A 16,713-nucleotide genomic window follows, 5' to 3' on the forward strand; every position below is an offset into this window, starting at 1 on the left:
ACATGAAAATAGCGCTCATTGGTTATGGCAAAATGGGAAAAGCCATTGAAGAAATAGCGATCGAGAGAGGTCATTCTGTTAATTTGAAAATTACATCTGCTAACTTGGAAGATTTTAATGAAAATAAAATTCAAGAATCGGATGTCGCAATAGAATTTACCAATCCAGAAGTAGCGTATGGTAATATCAAAAATTGTTTGAATTGGCATATTCCGACTGTTGCTGGATCTACTGGATGGTTGGAACATAAAGCTGAAATTGAGCAATTAACAAAAGATACAGAGGGAACTTTTTTGTACGCAAGTAATTTCAGTATTGGCGTGAATTTATTTTTTGAATTGAATAAATATTTGGCAAAATTGATGGCGCTACATAAAGAATACGAAGTGTCTTTGGAAGAAATTCACCACACCGCAAAAAAGGATGCACCAAGTGGTACAGCAATTACTTTGGGCGAACAAGTGATGCAATTTATTTCTGAAAAGAAGCATTGGGTAAATGAACCAAGCGCAAATGACTCTGATTTATTCATCAAAAGTATTCGTCAAGATCCCGCGCCTGGTACGCATTCCATCACGTATCATTCAGAAATTGATGATATCGAAATTATTCATACGGCGCATTCGCGTAAAGGATTTGCATTAGGTGCAGTGTTGGCAGCAGAGTTTATCGCTCAGAAGAAAGGTATATTCCAAATGTCTGATGTGTTAGGATTATAATTTACATTGATTACTTCTAAATATAATTTGAAAAAATGGCTTCTTTGGTTACTCCAGAATTGATAGAAAAATTTGTAGAAATTGTTGGTGGATCTTACGTTTTGTATGATCAAGATTCTTTGACGCAATACGGAAGAGATGAGACGGAAAAACTTTTGTTTCTTCCAGAAATTGTTATTCGTCCGCGTACTGCAGATGAGATTAGTAAGATCATGATTTTGTGTAATGAACACAAGATTCCTGTGACTCCAAGAGCTGGAGGCACTGGGTTGAGTGGTGGTGCAATTCCTACAAAAGGCGGTGTGTTGCTCTCCATAGATCGTTTGAATGAAATCATTGAAATAGACGAACAAAACCTACAAGTAACTACCGAAACAGGTGTAATTACGGAAGTATTGCAAGATGCAGTGAAGGCCAAAGGATTATTTTATCCTCCAGATCCAAGCAGTAAGGGATCTTGTTTTATTGGTGGCAATATTGCCGAAAATAGCGGAGGTCCAAAAGCTGTGAAATACGGTAAGGTGAAAGACTATGTTTTGAATTTGGAAGTTGTTTTGCCTACAGGAGAAATTATTTGGACCGGTGCTAATGTGTTGAAAAATTCTACGGGCTACAATTTAACCCAATTAATGGTGGGAAGTGAAGGAACATTGGGAATCGTGACAAAAGCCGTTTTCAAATTGATTCCTTATCCAAAACAAGATATGTTGATGCTTATTCCTTTCCATACATTGGAAAGTGCAAGCGCAGCGGTAAGTGCTATTTTTAGAGCAGGATATACACCAAGTTCCTTAGAGTTTGTGGAAATAGATGCCTTGAAAATTGCAGCACAATTTGTAGATAGTCATGTTGTCCCTGTGGATGATTCCATTGCGGCACATTTGATCGTAGAGGTGGACGGTAATGATCCCGAAGTCTTGATGAAAGATATGGAAGGTATTGCAATTGCATTGGATGGATTCGATATAGGTGAGATCTTTTTCGCAGAAGATTCTCAACAAAAAGAAGAATTGTGGAAATTGAGACGTCGCGCTGCAGAAGCTGTGAAATCAGTTGGCTACACTGTGGAAGAAGATACCGTAGTGCCAAGAGCTAAATTGCCGGAATTGATTCATGGTGTAAAAGATTTAGGTGTAAAATTTGATTTTAAAGTAGTTTGTTACGGTCATGCAGGAGATGGTAATATTCATGTTAGAATTAATAAGGAAGGATTTCCAAATAGCTATGGACATCCTGAAATGGAAGAAATTTTGAATGAATTATTTAAATTGGTGGTGAGTTTGGGCGGAACCATCAGTGGCGAACATGGAATTGGTTTGACGCAAAAAAGATATTTATCCTTAATTCTAAATGATACACATGTAAGATTGATGCAAGGAATCAAGCAAACATTTGATCCTAATAATATCTTAAATGCCGGTAAAATTTTCGATTAAATAAGATTTTACTTTAGGTTTGTATAGAAGTCAAATGACTACATATCCTTAAATAGCAAAAAATGAATTATAAAAAGTTTTTGGTGGCGGGTTTGTTAATGATGTCTGCGCATTTGGTTAATGCACAGATTACGATTGACTCAACAGGGAAAGAGGATGAACAAGAGATTGTAGTCAATCGATATCAAAATGATACCAAACAAAAGCCAATGTCTCGTTTATTTTTCGGTGGCGGATTGGCTGTAGGAGGTGGTAGTGGTGGTGCCGCTGTGGGAGTTAATCCTTTAGTTGGTTATAGTCCATCTAAATATTGGGATTTGGGGTTGGCATTAAATTTTAATTATAATTCGGTTAGTAAAGATTATTCTTGGGATAATGTCAGTCAAAAATTAACGACTTATGGTGTTGGTCCATTTGTAAGATTTAATCCAGTTAGCTTTTTATTCATACAAGGACAATTTGAAGAAAATTGGGGTACCTTTAAATATGGATCTGATAATACAAGTTTTAATGCAGCCAGTTTGATTGGATCTGTGGGATATATCAGTAGATTTAGTAATGCAGGTAGTTATTTCTTTTCGGTGGGTATGGATTTTTTACATAATCAATATTCCCCATATAGAGATGTTGACTATGACCAAAATGGAAAAGTTTCCAGCAATACACCTATCCCAATTATTAGAGGTGGTGTATTTATCTATTTACATAGATAATATTTTTAAGTTAATCTAGATAAATGGAATATTTATCTATGGCTTTTAATAATTCCTTTTCATAGTTGGTAATTTTAATGAAATATATTCACTAAAAACCACAAACTATGGAAAGGAAATCTTTTTTAAAATCGCTTTCGATATTTGCAGCATCAACTCCTTTTGTCCTTTCGGGTTGTAGTAAAAGTGACGCTATCAGCTCAACGACTGACAGTACAACAGATAGTACCACTACATCTTCTACAGAAGATACAACTTGCACAGTAACTCCAACTGAGACAGAAGGTCCGTTTCCAACAAAGAGTCCATCCTCTTATGTAAGAAGTGATATTACCAAGGGAGATGGCGTTGGGGCAAGTATGTCCATTAAAATTATTATTACAAATACAAATGATAGTTGTAATGTGTTGGAAGGTGCTATTGTAGATATATGGCATTGTGATGTAAATGGTGATTATTCTGAATATGGTGGTACTACCATGCAAACGAATAATTATCAATCTTATCATTGGCTAAGAGGTCGTCAGACTACCGATTCTACAGGTGTGGTTAGTTTTACTTCTATATTTCCCGGTTGGTATGAAAGCCGTGCAACCCATGTACATGTGCACGTATACAATTCTAGTGGCAAATCTTTACTGGTAACACAAATCGCATTTTCGGATGATTTATGTATTTCGGTTAATACGAACGGAAGTAGTTATGGATATACTAAAGGAACAAGCGGCTATACTAAAAATGCAAGTGATAATGTATTTAGTGATTCTGTGACATATGAAATCGCGACTGTAACTGGTAGTTTAAGTGCAGGTTTTAGTATGACAAAAACGATTAACGTTAGTGCATAATAATGGTACCGTATGAAAATGATAACCCTTCACTATAAAAAAGTTATTGATAGTCATAGTACTTCCGAATGGGAAAAAATGCTATGGGAAGATTCTTTTATGGAATTTAAAATGCAATTTCAGAACCATAATGCGAATGGTTCTCTTTTTACATTGAAGGGATTGGTAAATAGTGGTGTGAATATTGAACCGCTGGAATATCTTGTAAGTGCATCCGTAGTTGGATATATACAACAACTTAATGGTATTGTTCCTGATCTAATTGACAATATAGGTATTCGGTATTTCGGTTTTGAATCTTTCCAGTTTCAACTCATTGACTCAGATACTAGAAATATACATCAACATAAGATTGCTATTAATTATTTTTCTAGTCAATATGAATGGTTGGAGACAATAGGAGAGTTCTTGATCGTAAAAAAGAAAAACGAAGCGAATTTGTATACTATAAAATTGGTTCCTTATTTATCTATACAAACTATTGATTATGAATAATACAGTACACGAAATTCCTGGAAGGATTGTTTTAAGTAATTTTAGAAAGTTAAATGAATTTTCTAAAGGGCAGTATTATAGTTTGCCTCAAATTGGTGAAAATAATCCTAGTGGTGATTTACATGATATTTGGGATGTTTATTTGGATGCTGATGGTCAATTGAGTATTGAAAATGATTTGTTTAAATCAATTATCCTAATTCCTATTTATAATAGTGTCGTTTTTTATAATAGAAATGAAAAAATACATTGTTATCCAGGAGAAGTATACATATTCGAAAATAAAATGAATATCAAATCTCATTTGCATAATGATACGAATGAAGTTTGTACATTTTTAATAGCCTATTTCAACGAAACTCAAGAAGCAAAAACAATTGCACTGGAAATAAATGAGCTCAAAAACAAACTAATTCCTTTAAGTCCAAATTTATCTATTGGTTGCTTTGATTGCAAGGCAAAACAAATACAAAAGGATCTTTTCTCGTCCAAAAATCTTTACTATGTAATTGAGGGTTCTTTTGAGATTGATGATCGATTATTAGGGCCGCGCGATAGCCTTATTTTATGGGAAAAAGAGGATGTTGAAATTGAATCGTTAAGTAATAATTCGATACTTCTGAGTTGGAGTGAATAGATATTTGAATATTTTTTGCCTAAGTTCCATCATTTTTATATTTTTACGATACAAGATATATAATGGAGGAAAAAAATATATTTGGCACCCATTCCTTAATGACCTTAACTACAAGTGCAGCGGACAAATTAACCGATGAGAATACTTTTTGTGCCTTTACTGATTTCTTAATTGATGAATATGGTTTAGAAAAAGTTGGGCAAGTTGTTCATAAATTTGAATCCCAAGGATTCACCGCGTCATTTTGTTTGAAAGAATCTCACATTTGTATACATACTTGGCCAGAACTAAAGAGTCTTACATTGGATGTTTACCTTTGTAATTATAGCCAAGATAATACTGATAAAGTACAAGAAATTTCAGCATCCTACATTCGTTATTTTTCAGCTTCTATTGTAAAACGAAATACAATTGAACGCTAATGAAACAATTTGAATGTAAAGGTTGTCAATTTAATGCTGAGCTCCCAGATTCTTTTGATTTTGAATATTACTATTGTCCTGAGTGTAGCAGTTCATATCAAAATAATAGATGGCTTACGAATGCAAACAGAAATGAATATTTCAATAATTATTATATTAAAATAGGAAAAATAGTTTCTGTTGGTAATAAAGAATTCATCGTATCTGGAATATTGCGTAAAAGAAATAGTGATCAATTTTATTGGACGGAATATATACTTACTCCTTTGGATTCGATAGAAGAAAATGTCTATTTTTCGGAATACGATGGGCATTGGATTATATTAAAAGAAGCAAAATCTGATGAGGAAGTTCTTACGTATACAAAAGGCAAACTTGATCCTAATAATCTAAGAAGGTATAGAAAATCTTCTGCAAAAGTGGATGAATGTAAAGCCTTTGGATTTTATGATTTTAATCCTAATGAAGATTATAGTTTAGAAGAGCATATAGAAGTTCCATATATATATTCAGTTGAGAAATATGAACAATCTTTACAGAAATTTATTGGCCAGCATATTACTCAAAAGGAGGTAAAAGAAATATTTCAGGTAACTAAATTGCCAAATAAAATAGGTATTGGTATTGTGCAGCCGTTTCTAATAGATATTAGAAATATGGCAGCCATTTTTCTCGCGGCAGCACTAATTATGTTTGCTGCGAATATTTTTACCTATAGAAATAGTACTGAATATCGTGTTTATGAGCAGCAATTAGATTTTAATAAAGGTAAAATATTTTTGACTAAACCTTTTACCTTGGCAGGTCCGACAGGGAATCTGGATTGTCATTTTTATTCATTAATTAGAAATAGTTGGGCAAGTTGTTTTATTACCTTGGTGAATGATGAAACGAAAGATAAAGTTTATTTATCTAAAGATATAGAGTACTATTATGGAACCGAAGGAGGAGAGTCGTGGACGGAAGGTTCTAATGCTGCGTCATCAAATATATGTGGAGTACAAGCAGGAACTTATCATTTAGAATTTGAAATTAGTAGAGAAGAAGTCCCCGTTGCAGATACATCAGCGACTCTTATTTCCTCTGAATTTAATGCAGGAACCAAAAGTTTTCCTGAAAATATACAAGTTAGTATTGATTGGAAAAAACCAAGCCTATGGAATGTAAACATGGTAGTTTTATTTTTACTTGGTATTTTGATTATCACTATAATTGTAAATGCCTCATTTGAAGAAAAAAGAAATCAGCAAAATTTTTGAATGTGAAAAAATTTATACTTAATAATAAGCTTGCGTTAGGGATTGCAATTATAGTTGTAACTATATTTATTTATGCAATCAATAACGGTATAAAACTTTGCGATTGTACATCAACAGAAAATGAAGGCGGCACTGGACGTAGCAGTGCACATGGATTTTATTACCATAAATAAAACTATTATGAATTATTTTTTCTTAGGACCTGTGATTAGTTCCATTATTTATTCTCTTGTAGGGCTTGCAATTTTATTATTAGGATATTGGATTATAGAAAGATTAACCCCCGAACAAACTTGGAAAGAAATATCTGAGAACAAAAATATAGCCTTGGCAATTATTATGGCATCTTTAATTATTGGCATTTCTATGATCATAAGTGCTGCGATACATGGATAAAATTAAGAAGGAACATTTGCTGATTTTTTCGGTGTTTATCATTTCTACCTGTGGATTGGTATATGAGTTAGTTGCTGGAGCATTAGCAAGTTATTTATTGGGAGACTCTGTAAGGCAATTCTCCTTTGTAATTGGAGTGTATCTTTTTTCTATGGGATTGGGGTCATATATATCCAAATATTTGAGGAAAAATATACTATCAACTTTTGTTGAAGTAGAGTTCCTTATTGGCATAGTTGGAGGCTTAAGTTCCACTTTACTATTTGTACTATTTGAGTATGTACAATTTTTTCAAGGCGTACTATATTTATTAGTTGTGCTCACTGGGATTTTTGTAGGATTAGAAATACCGTTATTAATGAATTTATTGAAGAATAAATTCAAATTTTCAGACTTGGTGTCTAATATATTCACATTTGACTATATCGGATCTTTGTTAGCTTCTATATTATTTCCTTTGGTATTGGTTCCTTTCTTAGGATTAATGCGAACCTCACTTTTCTTTGGGATGATTAATGTTTCTATTGCGTTATGGGTGGCATTTTCACTAAAGGAAGAATTAACTAAAGTACGATTTTTAAAAATTAGGGGAATTATTATCCTATGTATTTTAGCTATTTTTTTTATTTTTTCAAATAAGATATTACGCTTTTCTGAAAACAAATTATACGGAGAGGATATTATTTTTGCTCATTCGACGTCTTATCAGCGGATCGTGTTAACACATAATAAAGCGGAATATCGTCTTTATCTAAATAATAATTTGCAATTTAGTTCTAAAGATGAATATCGTTATCATGAAGCATTGGTACATCCTGCGATGTCGATGGCTCCAAGAGCAAATCATATTTTAATTATGGGAGGTGGCGACGGACTGGCTGCCCGAGAAATATTAAAATATCCAGAAGTAAAAGATATTACTTTAGTTGATTTGGATAAAAATATGACTACATTTTTTTCAGAAAATGAAGTCATGACTCAATTTAATAAAGGCTCACTAACCAATTCAAAATTAAAAGTCGTCAATCAGGATGCATTTCTCTGGGTAAAAAATCATAAAGATAGTTTTGATGTAGCTATCATTGATTTCCCAGATCCTTCAAATTATAGTTTGGGTAAATTATTTTCAACGAGTTTTTATGAAAATTTGAAAAATGTACTTTCTCCCAATGCTGTTATTACAATACAAACAACCTCGCCGTTTTTTGCTCCAAATTCATTTTGGTGTGTTTATAATACCTTAGCTACCGTTTTTCCTTCGGTAAAAGCATATCATACTTATGTGCCTTCATTTGGAGAGTGGGGTTTTTCTATGGCAGTAAATAATCCAGCAATAAATTTCAATTCAGTTCGCAGGCAAGTCAATGGCTTACATTTTTATAACTATGATTTCAAAGAATTATGCCAATTTTCAAAAGATATGTCTTGGCGCAAAACGGATGAAAATAGATTAGATAATCAATCTTTAGTACGTTATTTTGATGAGGAATGGGGAAAAGTACAATGATAAAAAGTCGTAGGGATTTTCTAAGAAAAATTATTGGAATTACAGTAATATTTCCAATAATTCAGTCATGTGTGCAGTCGACTAAAAAAATGTTAGTTCTGCTTACAGGGACTAATCACATATTGGGACATCGCATTTGGAGTAAAAATTTCCCAAAAATAAGTGAAACTATAGAGGTTAAATATTTAATTATAGGCGGTGGTATTTCTGGTTTGTCAGCGGCTCGACGGCTTGTAAATAAAGATATTAAAGATTTTAAATTGTTGGAGTTAGAATCACATGTAGGTGGTAATTCGTCTAATGGAGAAAATAAATATTCTAAATATCCGAGAGGTGCACACTATCTCCCATTGCCAAATATTGAAGATAAGGAGTTGATAAATTTTTTAGTTGAGCAAAAAATTATTGTCGGATTTGATAATGGAAAACCAATTTTCGATGAATTTCAGCTTTCTTTTCCACCACAAGAAAGATTATATTACAATGGCGATTGGCAAGAAGATCTTGTTCCTAAAAAAGGAATTTCGAATGAAGTTCAAAATGAATTTATTCGCTTTTTTGGATTGATGAACGATTATAGAACGAAGAAAGATTCTTTGGGCAAATACTATTTTGATATCCCTATAATTCAATCCTCCTCGGTAGAGGAAGTAAAACTGTTAGATCTTGTGACTATGAAGGAATGGTTGTTAGAACATAATTTTCATAGTGAACAATTGCATTGGTATGTTAATTATAGTTGTTGCGATGATTTCGGTATTGGGATTGATTTGGTTTCTGCTTGGGCTGGGATTCATTATTTCGCTGGTCGTAAACAAAATAGTGCCAATAACAAAATGGATAACGTATTGACTTGGCCAGAAGGAAATGCTCATCTGGCACATTTATTAGCTTCATTTTCAAGTAAGAATACGATTAAAAATAACATAGTCTATGATGTTAAATGGAATGATGACAAAGTGGAAATTTCTTCTTTTAATTCAACTTCAAACCAAAGTATTCGCTATGTAGTAGATAAAGTAATAGTAGCCACACCGCAATTTATTAATCAGTATTTGATAGAAGGACGCAAAGAGTTGACGAAAGCGTTCAACTATGCACCTTGGATAGTAAGTGCTATTACTATTAGTGAAAGTTTAGATAATGGTAGTTTTCCATTGGCTTGGGATAATGTTATATATGGAGGTGTTGGTGTAGGGTATGTTTACAATCAAAATCAAAATATAAATCAACAGAATGATATAAAAGTAATTAGTTATTATTTACCTTTTTCAAATAAAGATTTTAAGAGTGGTAGACGAAAATTGTATTCAAAGTCGGAATCTTATTGGACTAAATGTATCATCGAAGATATCTCATTAGCCCATCCGAATATTGAAGAGTTCATACTATCTATAGAAATATTTAGATTGGGACATGGTATGATTAGTCCAGTGAAAGGTTTTATATTTAGTAAAGAAAAGTTAGCTGCAGCTAAACCAATTGATAACAAGATTTTTTTTGCACACAGTGACTTATCGGGTATTTCAATATTTGAAGAGGCTTTTCATCAAGGTATAAGAGCCGCTGATCAAATGATAAATTTTGATTAAATGAAGCAGCCTTGGATAAATAACAAAAAAAATGATTTGGCATTCGTCTTAATGCCTCCTATTATCATATTGTTGTTGATTGTATTTTTTCAAAGCAGGATTCAACTAATTGAACATCGGTATTCATTTTATACTTGGTTATTTTTGATTGTTTTTGTTGATGTTGCGCATGTATATGCGACTTTATTCAAAACTTATTTTAAACCATCGGTCTTTAAAAGAAATAGAAAGCTATATATCTGGACGCCTGTCATCTGTTTATTCTTAAGTTGTTTTTTGTTTGGAATAAGCAGCCACTTTTTTTGGAGTATTTTGGCTTATGTAGCTGTATATCATTTTGTACGTCAGCAATATGGTTTTATGCGGCTATATTCTAAACAAGAAAATCTAGTTAAACGTAATCGTGTTATCAATAACTTGGCGATATACACGTCAACAAGTTATCCGATGATATATTGGTTTATGTCTGGAACAAAAAACTTTAATTGGTTTGTTGATAATGAATTTTTGCATTGGGAAAATCCGGTTGTTTTACATTGCTTTAGTTATTTGTATGTAGTAATATTTCTAGCCTACGTAATAAATGAATTTGTCAATTATCGGAAATCTCATTTTTTCAACTTGCCTAAAAATTTATTGTTGCTGGGAACTGCTTTATCTTGGTATTTTGGTATAGTGTATTTCAATGATGATTTAATATTTACAGCGTTGAATGTGATTTCTCATGGAATTCCTTATATGGCTTTGATATACTTCAAAGAATTAGAAAATAATGAAAGTGCAAGTGTCCCATTTTTTCGAAAAATGAAGTGGTGGAACATTTTGATGTTTTACGTCCTTTTTTTACTTGTAATTGCATTTTTAGAAGAATTTTTGTGGGATGTTTTCGTGTGGAAGGAGAATTTTTCAAACATTTCTACATCGAGAAAATGGATTCATTATCAATTCCTATTTGTACCACTTTTGTCCGTTCCACAATTTACACATTATATATTGGATGGATTTATTTGGAAACGGTCTAAAAAATAAATTTTGGTTAATATATGTCAAAAAATATCTTTATTATTTTGCGTACCTTTGCACCCATTTTTAGGCTGAAATTGAAGGATTAATAATAATGAGTACGACATATAAAGAATTTTCTAATTTGAATCTTCCTCAAACTGAAAAGGAAGTATTAGAACAATGGCAGAAAGAAAACGCATTTGAAAAAAGTGTGGAGTTGAGAGAAGGTGCGCCGAGTTTCGTTTTTTACGAAGGTCCTCCAAGTGCCAACGGTATGCCTGGTATTCATCATGTTATGGCGCGTACGATCAAAGATTTGTTTTGTCGTTACAAGACCATGCAAGGATTTCAAGTGAAGAGAAAAGCCGGTTGGGATACGCATGGTTTGCCCGTGGAATTGGGCGTGGAGAAAGAATTGGGCATTACCAAAGATGATATCGGAAAGAAAATCACCGTCGAAGAATACAACGAAAAATGTCGTGCAGCCGTACTTCGATACAAAGATGTATGGGATGACTTGACCACAAAAATGGGATATTGGGTAAATTTGGATGATCCTTATATCACCTTCAAAAATGAATATATTGAAACGCTTTGGTGGTTATTAAGCAAATTGTACAACAAAGGCTTATTGTACCAAAGTGTCAGCATACAACCATATTCTGCAGCGGCAGGTACTGGTTTGAGTTCACATGAGGTAAATCAACCAGGTACGTATTGGGATGAGAAGGATACGACCGTTGTAGCAATGTTTAAATTACTACCTGTTGTTGTTGATAAGACATGGAGAAATACTTTTAGTAATGTTTTAATTGATACTGCAAAAGAATCATGGGATGGCTCTACAGTAAACTCTAGTGAAGTATTTTTGATGGCCTGGACAACGACACCTTGGACTTTGCCATCCAATGTGGCCTTGACAGTAGGACCTAAAATTGAATATTCATTAGTTAAAACTTTTAATCCATATACGCATTTACCTGTAAATGTAGTTGTAGCAACTCCATTGCTTGGCAAACATTTCAAGGCGGAAGGGGAAAATGGAGATTTTGATGCCTATAAACCTGAAGATAAAGTAATTCCATGGAAAGTTCTTCATTCCTTTAAAGGCTCAGATTTAGAAGGTCTACGCTATGAGCAATTGATGCCTTATGAAGCGAATACAGTTGAAAAATCTGGGGGAGATCCTTTCAAAGTCATTTTAGGTGATTTTGTAACTACGGAAGATGGTACGGGTATCGTACACACCGCTACCGCATTTGGTGCCGATGACTATAAAGTCGGTATGAAAAACAATGTCGGTATTTTGGTTTTAGTAGATAAAAAAGGAAAATTTATCGATGGTGTAGGTGAATTCAGTGGTCGATATGTAAAAGATTTCTTCAATCAAGAAGGTTATGTTGATGTCAATGTGGATATCAGCGTCAAATTGAAACAAGAAAATCGTGCTTTCAAAGTAGAGAAATATGTCCATAGTTATCCTCACTGCTGGCGTACAGACAAGCCAATTCTATATTATCCATTAGAATCTTGGTTTATCAAAACGACTGAGTTGAGAGAGCGAATGGTCAATCTAAATAAAACCATCAATTGGAAACCAAAAGCAACCGGCGAAGGTCGTTTCGGTAATTGGTTGGAAAATATGGTGGATTGGAATTTGAGTCGTAGCCGTTTTTGGGGTACGCCTTTGCCAATTTGGAGAACAGAAGATGGCTCGGAAGAAATATGCATAGGTAGTTTGGAACAATTGAACAATGAATTGGAATTTGCGGGTGATTTAAACACTGCAGAAGCAAGAGCGAATGTTCAAAAAGATTTACACAAACCTTATGTAGATAATATCGTTCTAAAATCGCCTTCTGGTCAACCGATGACGCGTGTTCCAGATTTGATAGATGTTTGGTTTGATAGTGGTGCGATGCCTTTCGCACAGTGGCATTTTCCTTTTGAAAATAAAGAAATATTTGCCAAAAACTATCCAGCGGACTTTATTAGTGAAGGTGTCGATCAGACGAGAGGTTGGTTCTATACTTTACATGCGATCAGTGCTTTGGTTAAAGAAGAAGTGCACGAAGAGTTGAAAAAAGACGGTTTTGAAGTAAGTGACGAGAAATATCCAGGTTTAGCATACAAAACAGTTGTTTCCAATGGTTTGGTTTTGGATAAAAATGGTAACAAGATGAGTAAACGTCTTGGTAATGCCGTAGATCCATTTACCACATTGGCCGATTATGGTGCGGATGCGACGCGCTGGTACATGATGACCAATGCGTCACCTTGGGATAATTTGAAATTTGATTTGGACGGATTGAAAGAAGTGACGCGTAAGTTCTTCGGTACTTTGTACAATACGTATCAATTCTTCATTTTATATGCCAATGTGGACGGGTTTTCTTTCAAAGAAAATTATATTGATGTAGACAAAAGACCAGAAATCGATCGTTGGATATTGTCTAGTTTGAATACCGTTATCAAAAAAGCAAATGCGGCTTTGGATGATTACGAACCAACAATTGCGGGTCGTGCCATCGAAGAATTTTTGGATGAGCATTTAAGTAATTGGTATGTACGCCTTTGTCGTCGTCGTTTTTGGAAAGGTGAGTATGAATTGGATAAAATCTCTGCCTATCAAACCTTGTTTGAATGTTTGGAAACGATTGTGCGTTTAATCGCACCCATTTCTCCATTCTTCAGTGATGCTATTTTCAGAAGATTAAATGAGGTTAGCCACAGATTTGATGTAGAATCGGTACATCATGCCAAATATCCTGAGGCAAATGAATCCGTTATTGATACAGATTTGGAAGAAAGAATGCAATTGGCGCAAGATGCGTCTTCTCTAATTCTATCTATCAGAAAAAAAGTAAATATCAAAGTACGCCAACCATTGCAAAAAGTAATGATTCCAGTTTTGGATGAAAAAATGAAATTGCAATTGGAAAAAGTGGAAGATTTGATCAAATCTGAAGTGAATGTCAAAGAAATTGAATATTTGACCGAAACCAATGGCGTCATCAGCAAAAAGGTAAAACCTAATTTCAAAACTTTGGGTACGCGTATGGGTAAATTAATGAAAGCGGTAGGTGCTGCAATCAACCAATTTACACAACAAGATATTGCAAAGATTGAATCAGAAGGAGTTTTCCCATTAAAAGTAGAAGGTCAACATGTCGAATTGTTGTTGGAAGATGTTATTATCTCTGCGGAAGATGTTCCAGGCTGGAGTGTTGCATCCAAAGACAAATTGACAGTCGCATTGGATATTCAAATTTCAGAAGAGCTAGCGCAAGAAGGTGAAGCTAGAGAGATTATTAATAGAATTCAAAATATACGTAAGGAAAGCAAGTTTGATTTGACGGATAAAATCTTAGTCACAATTGTGCATAACTCTGCGCTAGAGCCTGCTATCAATAAGTTTAAAAGTTATATTTGCGCTGAAATTTTAGCGGATTCTATTGATTTTGTTTCTCAAATAGACAATGGATCAGAGATTGATATCAATGGGACGAAATTAATAATTAGTGTAAAGCAAAAAGGTTAACGTATGGCTCAACAAAAAAATGCAGAAAAAGATACCTCCAAAAAGGCGACTGTCAGTGAAGAAAAGCCAGTGACACACGCTGAGGAAACAGTAGGCTCTAAGTCCAAAAGTTCCAAATCTAAAGAAGATAAAATGGCCAAGGAAGTAAAAGTTAAAGTACCTAAAACAACGGTAAAAACGAGTGTTCCTTATCAACCTGATTACCAACCTTTAGAAGAAAGAATAGAAGAAGTAATTGTATCTGATGGCCCTCTTGTAAGATATAGTGATACGGAGTTAAATGAATTTAAGGAATTAATCAAAAAGAAATTAAACAACGCAAAAAGTGAATTAACTTATTTGCAAGGATTAATTACTCGTAAAGACCATTTGGGTGGTGAAGCAGAAAGCCGATATATGACCATGGAAGATGGTACTGTGAGTATGGAAAGAGAGCAATTGGGACAAATGGCTGGTCGTCAGATCACTTATATTGACCATTTGGAAAAAGCGCTTATACGTATCGAAAACAAAACATATGGTATCTGTAGAGTTACTGGTAAATTGATCGAAAAAGCAAGATTAATGGCAGTGCCTCATGCAACTTTAAGCTTGGAAGCGAAAATGAGTATGAAAAAGTAAGACTGGGAGACTGCCCTATTTTAAAATCAATAATTTAGATTTTATGCAAGAATTAGTAGACAAATTGATAAACGAAGCAGGCCTTACGGAAGAGCAAGCTAAGAATGCGATAACTTCTGTTATCGGTTATGTCAAAGAAAAATTTCCAATGTTGGAAGGAGCTGTAGATCAGATCTTCGGAAAACAAAATTAGTATACATGTAAGTATTGATCCTAACAAGAAAAGCCGGCATTGCTGGCTTTTCTTGTTAGGATCAAATATCATGAAGTATTTTGAAATAATTAATGAGGGATGAAAATTAACTGCAGTATATTTATATTATCCAATTTGAGGTTGTTTTTTGATTTTTTTTCGCCACAATAAGATTAAGTTTAAAATCGATACTATGACAATTATGTTTCAATCCTCTACTTTTATCAAAAGGCGCCGATTTTTAAAGTCAATCGGGATGGCGAGTTCGGCTTTATTTTTAAATCCATTATTAGGTTGGACGACAGAAACACAAGAGGATAAAGTCAAACGAATCGTAGCAAAAACAATTGGTATCGATACGCATAATCATATGGATCTGCCATTTGACATGAACGAATTTAAAAATAAAAATTATGAGTTGGCGGCAGAATTGCAAGATTCTGGCTTGACGGCAATTGGTATGACTTTTTGTGTTGATCGACCACAATTAACAAAGGAGGGAGAAGCGTTTGATCGTTTTATCTTGGAATTAGATGAAATGGATGATTTGCTTCATGCCAATAATATATCAAGAGCATTGAGCTATGGAGATATTAAAAAAGCACGAAAAGAAAATAAGCAAGTTGTTATCCAAAGTGTAGAGGGTGCACATTTTACCGAAGGTAAAATTGAACGTATAAAAATAGCTTACGATTTGGGATTAAGGCAATTAGGATTAATGCACGATGGTCAGTCTACTCCGCCGATTGGAGATATTTATACTGATAAACCACAATACGGAGGATTAACACAATTGGGCATTGATATCATTAAAGAATGTAATCGCATCGGTATATTGTTAGATCTGGCACATTGTAATAATGATGCGATTAATAAAGCAATTGAAGTATCGAGTAAACCGATGGTTATCTCTCACACAGGTTTGAATACTCGATTAGGGAAAAATGAACGTTTGGCAAAAATGATGTTCCCGCGTTTAATCAGTCCAGAACAGGCTAGGCTATTTGCGAAAGCAGGTGGTGTTATTGGTGTTTGGACTCATTTAGCAGATACGCCTCTAGAATTTGCTGAGAATGTTAAAGCCATGGTGGGGACGATTGGGGTAGATCATGTATGTATAGGAACAGATACGACAATGGCTCCAAGTGCTGATAATAATAATCGGTTTCAGAATAAAACTAATCAGAGTTGGAAAGGGGAGAAAATAGGTTTTTATTATACGGTAGTGGATGCATTACTACAATCCGGTTTTTCGGAGTCTGATATTAACAAAATTGGTGGTGGCAATTTTTTTCGAGTTTTCGAAAATGCAACGAATGTGTAGTTGTT

17 protein-coding genes are annotated in these 16,713 nt (G+C 34.0%); all 17 read left to right on the plus strand.

The window, feature by feature from the left end; genetic code table 11:
• Positions 1 to 2: 2 nt before the first annotated feature.
• Positions 3 to 719 (plus strand): 4-hydroxy-tetrahydrodipicolinate reductase, encoded by a 717-nt coding sequence (gene dapB / locus E0W69_RS00620; protein ID WP_131328103.1) that lies wholly within the window; start codon positions 3 to 5, stop codon positions 717 to 719.
• A gap of 35 nt (positions 720 to 754) precedes the next feature.
• Positions 755 to 2,155, plus strand: coding sequence for an FAD-binding oxidoreductase (locus E0W69_RS00625; RefSeq protein WP_131328104.1), 1,401 nt, complete (start codon positions 755 to 757; stop codon positions 2,153 to 2,155).
• A 62-nt stretch (positions 2,156 to 2,217) separates the two neighbouring features.
• A complete protein-coding gene (locus tag E0W69_RS00630; RefSeq protein WP_131328105.1) occupies positions 2,218 to 2,868 on the plus strand; it encodes a hypothetical protein in 651 nt (216 codons plus the stop codon).
• A 107-nt stretch (positions 2,869 to 2,975) separates the two neighbouring features.
• Positions 2,976 to 3,716 (plus strand): dioxygenase family protein, encoded by a 741-nt coding sequence (locus tag E0W69_RS00635; protein ID WP_131328106.1) that lies wholly within the window; start codon positions 2,976 to 2,978, stop codon positions 3,714 to 3,716.
• Between the two features lie 12 nt (positions 3,717 to 3,728).
• Positions 3,729 to 4,211 (plus strand): hypothetical protein, encoded by a 483-nt coding sequence (locus tag E0W69_RS00640; RefSeq protein ID WP_131328107.1) that lies wholly within the window; start codon positions 3,729 to 3,731, stop codon positions 4,209 to 4,211.
• Positions 4,204 to 4,848, plus strand: a complete 645-nt coding sequence (locus E0W69_RS00645; protein WP_131328108.1) for a hypothetical protein — start codon at positions 4,204 to 4,206, stop codon at positions 4,846 to 4,848. Before E0W69_RS00640 ends, E0W69_RS00645 begins: the two co-directional genes overlap by 8 nt.
• A 62-nt stretch (positions 4,849 to 4,910) precedes the next feature.
• Positions 4,911 to 5,270 (plus strand): S-adenosylmethionine decarboxylase family protein, encoded by a 360-nt coding sequence (locus tag E0W69_RS00650; protein ID WP_131328109.1) that lies wholly within the window; start codon positions 4,911 to 4,913, stop codon positions 5,268 to 5,270.
• Positions 5,270 to 6,529 (plus strand): hypothetical protein, encoded by a 1,260-nt coding sequence (locus tag E0W69_RS00655; protein WP_131328110.1) that lies wholly within the window; start codon positions 5,270 to 5,272, stop codon positions 6,527 to 6,529. The genes E0W69_RS00650 and E0W69_RS00655 overlap by 1 nt, the downstream gene beginning before the upstream one ends.
• A 2-nt stretch (positions 6,530 to 6,531) precedes the next feature.
• Positions 6,532 to 6,702 (plus strand): hypothetical protein, encoded by a 171-nt coding sequence (locus tag E0W69_RS20375; RefSeq protein WP_191967922.1) that lies wholly within the window; start codon positions 6,532 to 6,534, stop codon positions 6,700 to 6,702.
• Between the two features lie 7 nt (positions 6,703 to 6,709).
• A complete protein-coding gene (locus E0W69_RS00660) occupies positions 6,710 to 6,925 on the plus strand; it encodes a DUF350 domain-containing protein (RefSeq protein ID WP_131328111.1) in 216 nt (71 codons plus the stop codon).
• Entirely contained in the window at positions 6,918 to 8,432 is a 1,515-nt protein-coding gene (locus E0W69_RS00665; RefSeq protein ID WP_131328112.1) for a polyamine aminopropyltransferase, read from the plus strand. Before E0W69_RS00660 ends, E0W69_RS00665 begins: the two co-directional genes overlap by 8 nt.
• A gap of 89 nt (positions 8,433 to 8,521) precedes the next feature.
• Positions 8,522 to 10,024, plus strand: coding sequence for an NAD(P)/FAD-dependent oxidoreductase (locus tag E0W69_RS00670; protein ID WP_225321350.1), 1,503 nt, complete (start codon positions 8,522 to 8,524; stop codon positions 10,022 to 10,024).
• Complete coding sequence (locus tag E0W69_RS00675) at positions 10,025 to 11,053, plus strand: hypothetical protein (RefSeq protein ID WP_131328113.1); 1,029 nt, start codon at positions 10,025 to 10,027, stop codon at positions 11,051 to 11,053.
• 88 nt (positions 11,054 to 11,141) lie between these two features.
• On the plus strand, positions 11,142 to 14,570 hold the full coding sequence (ileS, locus tag E0W69_RS00680; RefSeq protein ID WP_131328114.1) for an isoleucine--tRNA ligase: 3,429 nt from the start codon (positions 11,142 to 11,144) through the stop codon (positions 14,568 to 14,570).
• A gap of 3 nt (positions 14,571 to 14,573) precedes the next feature.
• Positions 14,574 to 15,191, plus strand: coding sequence for a TraR/DksA family transcriptional regulator (locus tag E0W69_RS00685; protein ID WP_225321351.1), 618 nt, complete (start codon positions 14,574 to 14,576; stop codon positions 15,189 to 15,191).
• A 43-nt stretch (positions 15,192 to 15,234) separates the two neighbouring features.
• Positions 15,235 to 15,384 carry a hypothetical protein gene (locus E0W69_RS20380; RefSeq protein WP_191967923.1) on the plus strand — a complete coding sequence of 50 codons (150 nt, stop codon included), beginning with the start codon at positions 15,235 to 15,237 and terminating at the stop codon, positions 15,382 to 15,384.
• Between the two features lie 193 nt (positions 15,385 to 15,577).
• On the plus strand, positions 15,578 to 16,708 hold the full coding sequence (locus E0W69_RS00690) for a dipeptidase (RefSeq protein ID WP_225321352.1): 1,131 nt from the start codon (positions 15,578 to 15,580) through the stop codon (positions 16,706 to 16,708).
• The last annotated feature ends 5 nt before the right edge of the window (positions 16,709 to 16,713 follow it).

The sequence above is a fragment of the Rhizosphaericola mali genome (genome assembly GCF_004337365.2).
In the GTDB taxonomy this organism is placed as follows: Bacteria; Bacteroidota; Bacteroidia; order Chitinophagales; family Chitinophagaceae; genus Rhizosphaericola; species Rhizosphaericola mali.

Excerpts from the sequence above, each read along its gene's own strand:
- E0W69_RS00630 (WP_131328105.1), top strand. The coding sequence starts at position 2,218 with ATGAATTATAAAAAGTTTTTGGTGGCGGGTTTGTTAATGATGTCTGCG.
- E0W69_RS00625 (WP_131328104.1), top strand. The coding sequence starts at position 755 with ATGGCTTCTTTGGTTACTCCAGAATTGATAGAAAAATTTGTAGAAATT.
- E0W69_RS00685 (WP_225321351.1), top strand. The coding sequence starts at position 14,574 with ATGGCTCAACAAAAAAATGCAGAAAAAGATACCTCCAAAAAGGCGACT.
- E0W69_RS00655 (WP_131328110.1), top strand. The coding sequence starts at position 5,270 with ATGAAACAATTTGAATGTAAAGGTTGTCAATTTAATGCTGAGCTCCCA.
- E0W69_RS00660 (WP_131328111.1), top strand. The coding sequence starts at position 6,710 with ATGAATTATTTTTTCTTAGGACCTGTGATTAGTTCCATTATTTATTCT.
- ileS (WP_131328114.1), top strand. The coding sequence starts at position 11,142 with ATGAGTACGACATATAAAGAATTTTCTAATTTGAATCTTCCTCAAACT.
- dapB (WP_131328103.1), top strand. The coding sequence starts at position 3 with ATGAAAATAGCGCTCATTGGTTATGGCAAAATGGGAAAAGCCATTGAA.
- E0W69_RS00665 (WP_131328112.1), top strand. The coding sequence starts at position 6,918 with ATGGATAAAATTAAGAAGGAACATTTGCTGATTTTTTCGGTGTTTATC.
- E0W69_RS00670 (WP_225321350.1), top strand. The coding sequence starts at position 8,522 with ATGTTAGTTCTGCTTACAGGGACTAATCACATATTGGGACATCGCATT.
- E0W69_RS00675 (WP_131328113.1), top strand. The coding sequence starts at position 10,025 with ATGAAGCAGCCTTGGATAAATAACAAAAAAAATGATTTGGCATTCGTC.
- E0W69_RS00640 (WP_131328107.1), top strand. The coding sequence starts at position 3,729 with ATGAAAATGATAACCCTTCACTATAAAAAAGTTATTGATAGTCATAGT.
- E0W69_RS00650 (WP_131328109.1), top strand. The coding sequence starts at position 4,911 with ATGGAGGAAAAAAATATATTTGGCACCCATTCCTTAATGACCTTAACT.
- E0W69_RS00635 (WP_131328106.1), top strand. The coding sequence starts at position 2,976 with ATGGAAAGGAAATCTTTTTTAAAATCGCTTTCGATATTTGCAGCATCA.
- E0W69_RS00690 (WP_225321352.1), top strand. The coding sequence starts at position 15,578 with ATGACAATTATGTTTCAATCCTCTACTTTTATCAAAAGGCGCCGATTT.
- E0W69_RS20380 (WP_191967923.1), top strand. The coding sequence starts at position 15,235 with ATGCAAGAATTAGTAGACAAATTGATAAACGAAGCAGGCCTTACGGAA.
- E0W69_RS00645 (WP_131328108.1), top strand. The coding sequence starts at position 4,204 with ATGAATAATACAGTACACGAAATTCCTGGAAGGATTGTTTTAAGTAAT.